This is a genomic window from Leucobacter luti, assembly GCF_050310065.1.
In the GTDB taxonomy this organism is placed as follows: Bacteria; Actinomycetota; Actinomycetes; order Actinomycetales; family Microbacteriaceae; genus Leucobacter; species Leucobacter luti_B.
The window spans coordinates 232,988-245,157 of sequence record NZ_CP190007.1 but is presented as its reverse complement, the minus strand read 5'-3'; the positions used below and the strand labels follow the sequence as shown (position 1 = coordinate 245,157).

General features: G+C 72.5%; 8 protein-coding genes. 4 read left to right on the top strand and 4 right to left on the bottom strand.

Going from position 1 to position 12,170, the window contains the following annotated elements:
- Window positions 1-94 precede the first annotated feature (94 nt).
- Together ACOPJ3_RS01110 and ACOPJ3_RS01105 are read right to left on the bottom strand one after the other, a co-directional pair.
- On the bottom strand, window positions 95-1,696 hold the full coding sequence (locus ACOPJ3_RS01110) for a PucR family transcriptional regulator (protein WP_427869989.1): 1,602 nt from the start codon (window positions 1,694-1,696) through the stop codon (window positions 95-97).
- 34 nt (window positions 1,697-1,730) lie between these two features.
- Window positions 1,731-2,921 (bottom strand): PLP-dependent aminotransferase family protein, encoded by a 1,191-nt coding sequence (locus ACOPJ3_RS01105; protein WP_427869988.1) that lies wholly within the window; start codon window positions 2,919-2,921, stop codon window positions 1,731-1,733.
- Window positions 2,922-3,132: 211 nt separating this feature from the next.
- On the opposite strand from ACOPJ3_RS01105, the gene ACOPJ3_RS01100 reads away from it, so the two are divergent.
- Window positions 3,133-4,521 carry an NAD-dependent succinate-semialdehyde dehydrogenase gene (locus ACOPJ3_RS01100; RefSeq protein ID WP_427869987.1) on the top strand — a complete coding sequence of 463 codons (1,389 nt, stop codon included), beginning with the start codon at window positions 3,133-3,135 and terminating at the stop codon, window positions 4,519-4,521.
- Window positions 4,522-4,592: 71 nt separating this feature from the next.
- On the opposite strand, the gene ACOPJ3_RS01095 is transcribed toward ACOPJ3_RS01100, so the two are convergent.
- Both ACOPJ3_RS01095 and ACOPJ3_RS01090 read right to left on the bottom strand, forming a co-directional pair.
- Window positions 4,593-5,426 (bottom strand): 3-hydroxyacyl-CoA dehydrogenase family protein, encoded by an 834-nt coding sequence (locus tag ACOPJ3_RS01095; protein WP_427869986.1) that lies wholly within the window; start codon window positions 5,424-5,426, stop codon window positions 4,593-4,595.
- Window positions 5,423-7,057 (bottom strand): amidohydrolase, encoded by a 1,635-nt coding sequence (locus ACOPJ3_RS01090; protein WP_427869985.1) that lies wholly within the window; start codon window positions 7,055-7,057, stop codon window positions 5,423-5,425. The genes ACOPJ3_RS01095 and ACOPJ3_RS01090 overlap by 4 nt, the downstream gene beginning before the upstream one ends.
- 127 nt (window positions 7,058-7,184) lie before the next feature.
- Between ACOPJ3_RS01090 and gcvPA the strand changes: the two genes are divergently transcribed.
- From gcvPA to ACOPJ3_RS01075, 3 genes are all read left to right on the top strand, one after another.
- Window positions 7,185-8,582, top strand: a complete 1,398-nt coding sequence (gene gcvPA / locus ACOPJ3_RS01085) for an aminomethyl-transferring glycine dehydrogenase subunit GcvPA (RefSeq protein WP_427869984.1) — start codon at window positions 7,185-7,187, stop codon at window positions 8,580-8,582.
- Entirely contained in the window at window positions 8,579-10,243 is a 1,665-nt protein-coding gene (gene gcvPB / locus ACOPJ3_RS01080) for an aminomethyl-transferring glycine dehydrogenase subunit GcvPB (RefSeq protein ID WP_427869983.1), read from the top strand. Before gcvPA ends, gcvPB begins: the two co-directional genes overlap by 4 nt.
- A 61-nt stretch (window positions 10,244-10,304) precedes the next feature.
- Entirely contained in the window at window positions 10,305-11,393 is a 1,089-nt protein-coding gene (locus ACOPJ3_RS01075; protein ID WP_427869982.1) for an ATP-NAD kinase family protein, read from the top strand.
- The last annotated feature ends 777 nt before the right edge of the window (window positions 11,394-12,170 follow it).

The window sequence follows — 12,170 nt, the reverse complement described above, 5'->3', positions numbered from 1 at the left end:
ACCTCGTTCTGCTGGTCCGCCCAGCATTTCAGGCAGGATCGCGTGTGCGCCGCTCCACTCTGGCCAAGCGGCAGCGCGCGGTGTACGCGGTGTACTACTCGGCGGTGCCCGTTTCGGCGGTGCTGGCCTCGGACGCGGCCGCCTCCCCGCCCAACCCCGGGCACTCGTCGATCTCCGCGCTGCTCGTGCGGCACTCGACGGCGAGCCAGAGCTCGAGGAAATCCTCGGGATGCGAGAGGTTTCTCCCGGTCAGCTGCATGATGCGCGCGATCCGGGCGCGCACGGTGTGGCGGTGGACGCCGAGCGCCTCCGCCGTCGCCTCATGGTTGCCGAGCGCCGTGAGGTAGGCGCGGACCGTGCGGAAGAGCTCGCCCCGCCCGTTCTGGTCGGCCTCGTCGATGGGCGCGAGCACGCTGTCGGCGAAGCGGTGCCTCGCCTCGTGCGAGCCCATCTGCATGAGCGCGCGGTATCCGCCCGTGTCGGCGCGCTCGAGCAGCGGCAGGTCGCGCGTGATCGCGACGGAGCGGGCGAAGCGCGCCTGGGTGAGGCTTTCCGCGATCCCGGGCAGCGGCCTGCGCTCGCCGAGGCCGGCCGGGGCGAGCCCGAGCGCCTGCACGAGCTCGCGCAGCGGCGCGGCGAGCGGCTCGCGCGCGTTGACGAGCGCGAAGGTGCAGCCGTCGGCCGAGCGCGTCGCGAGCAGCTCGTCGCAGAGCTCGAGGGCGCCGGCAACGAACTCGTCGTAGTCGGCCTCGCTCTCGGGGGCCCCGGTGCTCAGCACCTCGACGTGGTCGACCTCGATCCCGCGCTGCGCGAGGTAGCGCTGCACGTCGGCGACGGTGCCCGAGTCGGCGAGCAGGTTCGAGAGCAGCTGCGATTCGAGCATGCGGCGGTGCTGCTGGGCGGCCATGCGCCGCTCGAGCAGGATCCCGAGCAGCGACGCGGCGAGGCCGAGCGCCGCGCGGTCGTGCACGCTCAGCGCGCCGGGCTTCGAGCAGGTCAGGATCCCGGACAGCCGACCCTCGGTGCCGAGGGGGAGCACGACGAGCGAGTCCTCCTGGCCCTCCTGCGAGATCGACCAGCGCAGCCCCTCGCGCAGCCGCGCGCGGAGCTCGGTGCGGATCGGGGCGATGCGCTCCTCCGCCGTGTGGCTGCTCTTCGCGAGGATCCGGAGCCGCTCGTCGAGCACGACGGTCTGGAAGCCGAGCACGCGCGCGAGCACCTCGACGATGCGGTCGACGCCGCCCTTGCTCGACGCGGCCTCGCTGAGCTGGCGCTGCACGGAGAAGGAGCGCACGAGGTCCTGATTGGCGGCGTGATGCAGCGCGTCGGAGACCCGCTGCACGACGCTCTGCATGAGGGTGTCGTGCGGCACGTGGATGAGCGCGAGCCCGTGCGACTCGGCCGCGGCGATGAGGCCGGCGGGCACGGCGGGGTAGGGCAGGCTCGGGCCCGTGCTCATGCCGAGCACCGAGACGCCCGCGTTCTTCATGCGGCCGCAGTAGTCGTCCCAGGCGCGCGGCTCGTCCTCGAGCGCGAACCCAGTCGTGAGCAGCAGTTCCTTGCCGAGCAGCCAGGGCGTCGGATCGACGAGCTCGCTGACGTGCGCCCACCGGATCTCGGGCGAGGCGCCCGCCGGAGTGACGACCGGCGTGAGGCCGAGCTCTGGCAGTTCGAAGACGTCGTGAAGGCGAATCATGCGGGGCTTTCTGGCAACCGAGCGGCGGGGGCGGTCACGCGCTCCTCGTGCGCGCGATCCCATCCGCGATTCGGCGGATCCCCTCGCTGATACGGTCGTGCGGGAGGGTCGGAAACCCCAGTCTACCGCGGCTGAACAAGGGTTTTTCGGCGTAAAAGGAGGAGCCGGGCACGAACGCGACGCGCTCGACCGGGATGAGTTCCTCACGCAGCAGGCGGTCCGTGTCGACGCCGTCCGGGAACTTCAGCCACACGAAGAGGCCGCCCTCCGGGCGCGTGAACGCGATGTCGCCCGGGAGCGTCGCGTCGAGCGCCGCGAGCGTGTGATCCCGCTTCCCGCGGTAGTGGGCACGGATCCGGTCGAGGTGCGCGTCGTAGTCGTTCTCCTCGAGGTAGCGGGAGACCGCGAACATGTTGAGCGTGCTGTTCTGGGTGTCGGTCGCGAGCTTCAGGAGCGCGAGGCGTTCCACGTGCTCCGCGTCCGCGACCATCCAGCCGGTCCGGATCCCCGGCGCGAGCGTCTTCGAGAAGCTGCCGACGTGGTAGACCCGGCCGTCCGTGTCGAAGCTCTTGAGCGTGGGCAAGGGCGCCGCACCGAAGAAGAGCTCCCGATAGGGCGCGTCCTCGAGCACGATGACGTCGTACTCGCGGGCGAGCTCGACGACCCGGCGCCTGCGCTCGAGCGTCATGGTCACGCCCGTCGGGTTGTGGAAGTCGGGGATCGTGTAGATGAGCTTCGCGCCGGGGTTCGCCCGCAGCACCTCCTCGAGGTGCTCGGGATCCATGCCGTCGTCGTCGGTGCGGACGGCGCGATACCGGGGCTCGTAGGGATTGAGCCCCACGAGCCCGCCGAGGAACGTCGGCTCCTCCGTGATCACGATGTCGCCGGGGTCGAGCCACATCTTGCCCGCGAGGTCGATCGCCTGCTGGGCGCCCTGGATCAGGAAGATGTTCTCGGGACCGCAGTCCACGCCGTCGGCGCGCATGCGCTCGGCGAGCTGCTCGCGGAGCCGCGGCAGGCCCTCCGACGCGGCGTACTGCAGGGCCACGGAGCCGTGCTCCAGGATCGCGCTCGAGTATGCCGCCGCGAGCTCGGGCAGCGGGAAGAGCGAGGTGTCCGGGTAGCCGCCGCCGAAGGAGATGATCCCCGGATCGGCCGCGAGCGCGAGCAGCTCGCGGATCGCGGAGGGCTGGACGAGCTGCATCCGTGAGGCGGGCTGCGGCATGCGGTGCTCCTTCGCACGTTGCGCGTGTAACGCGGGATCGACGCTTTCGGGGCGCGGGATCCCCGCGCCGACGATCCTCAACATAGGCCCGGAGCGGCGCACAGGGAACCCGCCACATCGGATAGCCGCCCCTCGCGTCTCGCCGTGCTGTACAAGCCGGACCGCCCCGCGCCGTCCCTAGGCTGGTGCCGCTGAATTCAAGGAGGAATCGATGGTCTACAGAGTGGTGAACCCGGCGACGGGCGAGCAGGGCGAGGCGCTCGCCCCGCTGAGCGACGAGCAGCTCGAGCAGGTGATCGCGCGCGCCCACGCCGCGCGCGAGACGCTCGGCGCGCTGAGCCTCGAGGAGCGCTCCGCGATGCTGCGGCGCGCGGCCGACCTCCACGAGGAGCGGCAGGACGAGCTCGCCGAGATCATCGTGCGCGAGATGGGCAAGCCGAAGTGGCAGGCGCTCGGCGAGATCGGCTTCGTCGTGCTCATCTACCGCTACTACGGCGAGGAGGGCGCGCAGTTCCTCGCCGACGAGGTCATCGACTCGAAGCGCGGCCGCACCGCGATCGTGCGGCCGACCCCGCTCGGCGCGCTGCTCGGGATCATGCCCTGGAACTTCCCCTTCTACCAGGTGGCGCGCTTCGCGGCCCCGAACCTGCTCGCGGGCAACACCGTGCTCCTGAAGCCCGCGTCGCAGTGCCCCGAGTCGGCGGCCGCGATCGGCGACATCCTGCGCGAGGCCGGCTTCCCCGAGGGTGCCTACGAGAACCTCTTCGTCGAGAGCGCCAGGATCGAGCGCGTGATCGCCGACCCGCGCGTGCGCGGCGTCTCCCTCACGGGATCCGAGGCGGCCGGCCGAGCGGTCGGATCGCTCGCGGGCAAGCACCTGAAGCCCGTCGTGCTCGAGCTCGGCGGCTCGGACCCGTTCATCGTGCTCAGCGTCGACGACATGGCCGACGCGGTCACGGCGGCCCTCAACTCCCGCCTCCACAACAGCGGCCAGGCCTGCAACGGCGCGAAGCGCTTCATCGTGATCGACGAGCTCTACGACCAGTTCAAGGAGGCGTTCGTCGCGGCGCTCGCCGCGGCGCCCGTAGGCGACCCGCACACGGACGGCGTGCGCGTCGGCCCGATGTCGTCGGTCGCCGCGGCAGAGGAGCTCACGCAGCAGGTCGCGCGCGCCGTCGACGGCGGCGCGAGGCTCGTGCTGGGCGACGGCAGCTCGGACGGCGCCTTCTTCGGCACGACCGTGCTCGAGGAGATCGCGGTCGGATCCGAGACCTCGCAGGAGGAGTTCTTCGGCCCGGTGGCCCAGTTCTACCGGGTGTCGTCGGAGGACGAGGCGGTCGCCCTCGCGAACGACATCCCGTTCGGGCTCGGCTCGTACCTCTTCACGACGGATCGGGATCAGGCGTTCCGCGTCGCCGACCGCCTCGACACGGGCATGGTCTACGTGAACGAGTCGCTCGCGGACTCCCCCGAGCTGCCCTTCGGCGGCACGAAGGCCTCGGGCTTCGGGCGCGAGCTCGGGCGCTACGCGATCTCCGAGTTCCTGAACCAGAAGCTAATCCACCTGCCGAGCGAGGCCGACTGGCCCGTCGCGAAGTAGCGCGGGGGCGCGCGAACGCAAGCGGGGCGCTGGCCGGAATCTCCCGGTCAGCGCCCCGCTTTCGGCTCCGCCTACTCAGCCCAGTCGAAGAAGCCGCGGCCGGACTTCCTGCCGAGCCGGCCGGCCGCGACCATGTCGCGCATGAGCTGCGGCGGCTCGAAGCGGGGGCCGAGGTGCTCGGCGAGGTACTCGGCGATCGCGAGGCGCACGTCGAGCCCCACCATGTCGGTCATGCGGAGCGGCCCGACCGCGTGCTGGTAGCCGAGGCGCATCCCGCGGTCGATGTCCTCGGCGCTCGCGACGCCCTCCTCGAGCATCCGGATCGCCTCGAGGCCGATCGCGAGGCCGAGGCGGGAGGTCGCGAAGCCCGGGACATCCCGCGCCGTGATCGCCTCGCGGCCGAGCGCCGCGGTCCAGCGCTCGGCTGCCTCGACCGCCTGGCCGTCGACGCCGTCGTGCAGGATGAGCTCCGTGAGCACCGTGTCCGGCACGGGCTGGAAGAAGTGCATGCCGAGGAAGCGGCCCGGGCGCTCGAGCGCCGCCGCGAGCGACGCGATACTGAGCGAGCTCGTGTTCGAGGCGAGGATCCCGCCGGCCGCGAGCCGGCCCTCGGCCTCCCGCAGCACGCGGTGCTTCAGCTCCGGGATCTCGGGGACGGCCTCGACGATGAGCTCGGCCTCCGGGGTCTCGGCGAGGGATCCCACGACGCTGAGCCGGGATCCGGCGCCGTGCGCCCCGCGCGCCTCGGCGTCTGCCGCGATCCCGCGCGCGAGCTCCTCGCGGAGCCCGTCCGCGGTCTCGACGAGCCAGACGGCGGCGGGCGTGCGGACGAGCGAAGCGACCGCGATCCCGCGGCCCATCGTGCCGCCGCCGATGACCGTGACGGTGCTCGCCGCGGGGCTCACTGGGCCAGCCCGCTCGGGTCGAACAGGAAGTCGCCAGCGACCGCGGTCGCGGCGACCGCGATGTCGGGAAGCGACGCGGGATCGGCCGTGAGCGGATCGCCGTCGAGCACGGCGAGGTCGGCGTAGGCGCCCGCCCGCAGCACGCCGAGGCGGTCGGCCATGCCGATCGCCGCGGCCGAGTCGCGGGTGTAGCCGCGGAGCGCCGTCATCACGTCGACGGCCTCGCCGGGGCTGAACGCCGCGCCGCTCGAGGTGAGGCGCAGCACCGAGTCGCGCACGCCGCGGAGCGGGTGGCCCGACACGACGGGCCGGTCGCTGCCGAGCGCGACGGGGATCCCGGCCTCGATGAGCGAGCGGTGCCGGTAGGTCCACGGGCCGCGCTCGCCGAGCCCCGCGAGCACCGAGTCGCCGAGGGCGCTCACGAACTCGGGCTGGATCGACGCCGTGATGCCGGCCGCGGCCATGCGCCGCACTTGGTCGTCGCGCAGGATCGAGGCGTGCTCGATGCGGTGGCGGAAGCCGTTGCCCGGCGCGCCGGCCGCAGCGGTCTCGATGACGTCGAGCGCGACGTCGTTCGCGTGGTCGCCGATGGCGTGCACGGCCAGCTGCCAGCCGGCGCGCGTCGCGGAGCTCGCGAGCGCCGTGAGCTCCTCCCGGCCGAACTGCATGACGCCGTGCCCGCCGTGGTCGCAGTAGGGCTCGTCGAGGGCCGCCGTACGGCTGCTGATCGCGCCGTCCGTGAACATCTTGAGCGCGCCGATCCCGAGGAAGTCGTCGCCGAAGCCCGTGCGGAGCCCCAGGTCGAGGCCCAGATCGATGAGGTCGTCCGGCGCCGAGACGACGCCGTGCAGGTTCTCCATCGAGACCATGAGGCGCACGCGCACGCCGAGCCGGCCGCGCTCGCGGGCGACCTGGTAGGGCAGGAGCTCGATCGGGCTCGAGCCGACGACGGGGGAATCCCCGATCCCGGCCTCGCCGACGGCCGTGATGCCCTCCGAGAGGAAGCGGTCGCTCGCGCGGCCGAGCGCGTCCGCGAGCACCTCGACGCTGTGCGGGCGGCTGAGATCCCGGAACGCGGCCATCGCCTGCTCGCCGACGAGGCCGACAGGCGCGCCGCGCTCGTCGCGCTCGACGAAGCCGCCAGACGGCACGGGCCAGTCGGTGTGGAGCGCTCCCACGCGCTCGAACACGGGAGTGCTCGCGACGAGCATGTGGGTCGTGCGGTGGTTCACGATGACGTTGCGGCCGGGGGCCGCGGCGTCGAGACCCTCGCGCGTCGGGTGGCCGCCGAGGGCGCGCTGGTCGTAGGCGTCGGCGATGATCCACTCCCGCTCGGGATCCTCATCGGCCCGCGTCCGCACGGCCGCGTACAGCTCGTCGAGCGAGCCGAGCGCCCCGGCGTCGATGTTGAGGAGGCTCCTGCCGAACGTCGCCATGTGGTTGTGCGCGTCGTGGAAGCCGGGGAGCACGGTCATGCCGCCCGCGTCGATCACGCGCCGCGCGCGCAGTCCCTCGAGCTCCTCGTCGAGGCCGACGATCCGGCCGTTCCAGATCCCGAGCCGCGTCGCCGTCGGCCGCTCGGGGTCCATCGTGAGGACGCGCGCGTTGGTTATCAGAGCATCGATGATCACCTGCTCATCGTAGGGTTTCGCCGGCCGGCCGAAACTTCGACATCGTGTCTACGGAGGGGGCCGAAATGTACGCACTGGACACCGGATCCGCGGCGGCCGGATCCCTATCGTTGAGCCAGCGACGGAGATGAAAGGGCCGGTAACGATGCCATCCACCCCACATCCGTATCTTCCGAACTCGGTTCCGGAAGTACGGCAGCAGATGCTCGACACCATCGGGGTGCAGGGCATCGACGACCTCTACGAGACGATTCCCGCCGATCTGCGGATGCCCGAGGGGCTGGATCTGCCCGCGGCGCTCAGCAGCGAGGCGCACCTCGTCTCCCACATGCGCGGGCTGCTCGCGAAGAACACGCCGGCACTGCCCGCGCGGAGCTTCCTCGGATACGGCTGCTACCAGCACTTCGTGCCCGCGACCTGCGGTGAGATCAACGGCCGCGCCGAGTTCCTGACCGCCTACGCCGGCGAGTCGACCGAGGACCACGGCAAGTGGCAGGCGCTCTTCGAGTACACGAGCCTCATGGCCGAACTGCTCGACATGGACGTCGTGTCGATCCCGACCTACGACGGCTACCAGGCCGCTGCGACCGCGCTCCGCATGGGGCTGCGCCTCACGGGCCGCGGCGAGGTCGTCGTGTCGACCGCGATGGAGGCCGGCAAGCTCGCGAAGATCCGCACCTACCTGCCCGACTCCGTGACGGTCCGCCTCGTCGACGTCGACGAGGCCACGGGCCGGCTCTCCGCCGAGACCGTCGCGGCGCTCGTCTCCGACGACACCGCGGCCGTGCTCATCGAGAGCCCCAACGTGTTCGGCGTCGTCGAGAGCGAGGCGCGCGAGATCGCCGCGGCAGCCCACGCGAACGGCGCGGTCGTCGTCGCGGCGACGGATCCGGTCGCCCTCGGCTTCCTCGAGGCACCCGCGAACTGGGGTGCCGACATCGTGTGCGGCGACATCCAGTCGCTCGGCGTCGGCATGCACTTCGGCGGCGGGCACGGCGGCTTCATCGCGACCCACGACGAGCCGGAGTTCGTCTTCGAGTTCGCCTCGCGCCTCTTCGGCCTCTCGCCCACGAGCGAGTCCGGCGAGATCGGCTTCACCGACGTGGCCTACGAGCGCACCTCGCTCGCGCGCCGCGAGGAGGGCAACGAGTGGGTCGGCACGGCCGCCTCGCTCTGGGCCATCACGGCCGGCGTCTACCTCTCGCTCATGGGCCCGGAGGGCATGCGCGGCCTCGGCACCTACGTCGCGGGCATGACCCGCTACGCGAAGGACCGCATCGCCGAGCTGCCCGGGTTCTCCGTGCCGCACGCCGGATCCGCCAACTGGCGCGAGTTCACCGTGCGCCACGACGCGCTGAGCGCCGCGGAGATCCGCGAGCGGATGGAGGAGCGCGGCTTCCACGCGGGCGTCGACCTCGGCGCCTTCTTCGCGGGCCGCGAGGGAGACCTCCTCGTCGCGGTCACCGAGCAGCACACGCAGGCAGACATCGACGCGCTCGTGCGCGAACTGGGGGAGATCGCATGACCACCGCACCGAAGAGCACGGGCGTTCCCGCCGTCTCGCGAGACATCTCGGAGCCGCGCGAATACCACGCGCCCCGCTGGCACGAGCCGCTGATCTTCAGCTACGACGTGCCGGGCAGCCGCGGGATCCACGTCCCCGAGCTGCCGGCCGAGATCGCCCAGTCGCTCTCAGGCTCGGCCGAGGCCGGCGTCGCCTCCGAGCGCGAGATCGGGCTGCCCGCCGTGGCGCAGGCCCAGGTCCAGCGGCACTTCCTGCGGCTCTCGCAGGAGACGCTCGGCGCCGACCTCAACGTCGACATCGGCCAGGGCACCTGCACCATGAAGTACAGCCCCAAGGTCAACGAGCAGTTCGTGCGCGCGCCCGAGGCCGCGGAGATCCACCCGCTCCAGGGCGACGCGAGCACGCAGGGCGTGCTCCAGATCATCCACGAGCTCGAGCAGTACCTGTGCGAGATCTCGGGCATGGACGCGGTGTCGCTGCAGGCGCCGGCCGGATCGGCCGCGATCTTCGGCAACGTGAGCCTCGTGAAGGCCTACCACGCGGCGCGCGGCGAGGCCGATCAGCGCACCGAGATCGTGACCACCGTGTTCTCGCACCCCTCGAACGCGGCGACCGCAAAGACGCTCGGCTACTCCGTGATCACGCTCTACCCGGGCGAGGACGGGCTCGTGAGCCTCGACGCGCTGCGCGAGGTGCTCTCGGAGCGCACCGCGGCAGTGCTCATCACGAACCCCGAGGACACGGGCATCTTCAACCCCGATATCAGGGAGATCGTCGACGCCGTGCACGAGGTCGGCGCGCTCGGCGTCTACGACCAGGCGAACGCGAACGGCATGCTCGGGATCACGAGCGCGCGCCTCGCCGGCTTCGACATCTGCCACTTCAACCTGCACAAGACGTTCTCGACGCCGCACGCCTGCGGCGGTCCCGCGGCAGGTGCCATGTGCGTGACCGAGGCGATCGAGCCGTTCCTCCCCGGCCCGCGCGTGCGCGAGCGCGACGGCGTGTACTCGCTCGAGGCGGCCGGGCCGCAGGCGGTCGCGCCGATCCGGCCCTTCTACGGGGTCGTCCCGAACCTCATCCGCGCCTACGCGTGGGTGCGGGCGCTCGGCGCCGACGGCCTGCTCGCGGTCGCCGAGGACGCCGTGCTCAACAACAACTACATCAACGCGCGGCTCCGCGACGAGCCCGGCGTCGAGGCCTCCTACGAGGTGCCGGGCCGCCTGCCGATCGAGCAGGTGCGCTACAGCTGGCAGAAGCTCGCCGACGAGACGGGCGTCGCCTCCGCCGACCTCGGCAGCCGGATGGCGGACTACGGCTTCCACTACTGGACGAGCCACCACCCCTACATCGTGCCCGAGCCCGCGACGATCGAGCCGACCGAGTCGTACTCGAAGGCCGAGCTCGACGAGTACGTGAACGCGCTCATGCGCGTGGCGCGCGAGGCGCGGGAGAACCCGGAGCTCGTGCTCACGGCGCCGCACCGTTCGAGCATCCACCGCGTCGAGGAGGAGGCCATGAGCGACCCCGACACGTGGGCGACCTCGTGGCGCGCCTACGAGCGGAAGTACCTGGGCCGCGAGACCGCCGTGCCCGAGCACTGGACGCCTCCCGCAGGCTTCGAGCCGCGCGAGCGGCCCGAGAAGGCGTTCCACCGGTAGGGGGTGCGGGTTCGTGGGCTCCGTGGGCTCCGGGGGCGAGGCTAGAGCCGAGTCGGCTGGCTTGGTCGGCTCGCCTGGCGTCGTCGGCCTCGTCGTCAATCCCCTCGCGGGGATCGGCGGCGAGGTCGGCCTCGGCGGCAGCGACGGCGACGCCGTGCAGGCGGCGGCCGCGGCCGCCGGCGGGATCCCGCGGGCGCCCGAGCGGGCCGAGCGCTTCGTGCGCGAGCTCGCGCGCCTCGCCCCCTCCGCCGCAGTGCTGCGCGATCCGGCCGGCTCGGCCGACGAGACCGCGGCCCTCGCCCGCTCGTACGCCGAGCGCGGAGTCGACATCCTCGTGTTCGTCGGCGGCGACGGCACAGCGCGCGACGTGCTGCGGGGGCTGGGATCCGGGGCCGGCTCCGGCGCTCCGGCAGGGGCTGGCGCCCGCCAGCTCTGCCTGGGGGTGCCGGCCGGCGTGAAGATGCACTCGGGCGTCTTCGCGGTCACCCCCGAGGACGCGGCCCAGCAGGTCGCCGAGGTGCTCGCTGGCCGGGCTGGCCGGGCCCGCACGGTCGAGCGCGACGTCGTAGACCTTGACGAGGAAGCCCGCCGCGAGGGCGTGCTCTCCACTTCGATCTACGGCACCATGCTCGTGCCGCTGCACGAGCGGATGCAGCGCGGCAAGCGCTCGCCCGCGCACGGCAGCGGTATCGACGCGCGCGGCGTCGCGGCTGAGATCCGGCGCCAGTACCCGGGTCACGCGCTCCTTTTCGGGCCGGGTACGACGGTCGCTCGCGTCTCCGAGCGCCTCGGCGTCGACGAGCCGACGCTGCTCGGCTTCGACGCGGTGCTGCCGGGCGGCTCGGTGCACCTGGCCCTCGGCGGCGCCGAGCTTGCCGCGCTGACCCGAGACCGAGACTTCGCCGTCGTGCTGTCGCCCATCGGCGGCCAGGGCTTCGTGATCGGCCGCGGAAACCACCAGCTCACAGCGGAAATCCTGGGACGCCTGCCGCGCCGCAACCTCGTGCTCGTCGCGGAGCCAGCGAAGCTCGGCGAGCTCGCGGGCAGGCTCCGGATCGACGCCCCAACCCCGGCCCTCAACGACCTCTTCCGCGGCCCCGCCCGCGTCATCCTGGGCGAGGGCGAGATCGCGGTCGCCCGCATCGAGTAGCGCGGGCGCTGCGGGCGCGCCGGCCCCCGCGCCTGCCCGACCGCGCCCGCCCACGCGCTCTGGCGCTCGAGTGGGCCGAAAGGCCCCTTTCGCGCGCGTGATTGGGGCTTTACGGCCGACTCGGGGCCGGGAATGGGGCTTTCGGGCCGACTCGGCGTGCGCGCGCGTGCCCAAGCCCCGCGAGCCCCAGCCTCCCGCGGCCGCAATTGGCGCCAGGTGTCGGGATCCCGCGCTCGAGTGGGCCGAAAGGCCCCTTTCGCGCGGGTGATTGGGGCCTTTGGGCCGACTCGGCGCCAGGAATGGGGCCTTTGGGTCGACTCGGCGTGCGCGTGCGGCCGGGTGCGGATACGCGAGGGGGCGCGCGGGTGCCCAAGCCCCGTGAGCCCCAGCCCCCCCCCCGCGGCCGCAATTGGCGCCAGGTGTCGGGATCCCTCGCTTGAGTGGGCCGAAAGGCCCCAACCGCGCGGGTGATTGGGGCCTTACGGCCGACTCGGCGTGCGCGTGCGCGTGCGCGTGGGCGCGCGGCAGGGTGCGGGCGCGAGCGCGCGGGTGCCCGGGTCTGCGAGCCCCCCGAGGCCGTTCTTGGCCTTTCGTGTCGGGATCCCGCGCTCGAGTGGGCCGAAAGGCCCCTTTCGCGCGGGTGATTGGGGCTTTACGGCCGACTCGGCGCCGGGAATGGGGCCTTACGGCCGACTCGGCAACCCCCGCACCCCCGCACCCAACCCGCCAACCCACCCACATGTACACCCCGCCGCCGAAGTTCGCCCTGATGTACCC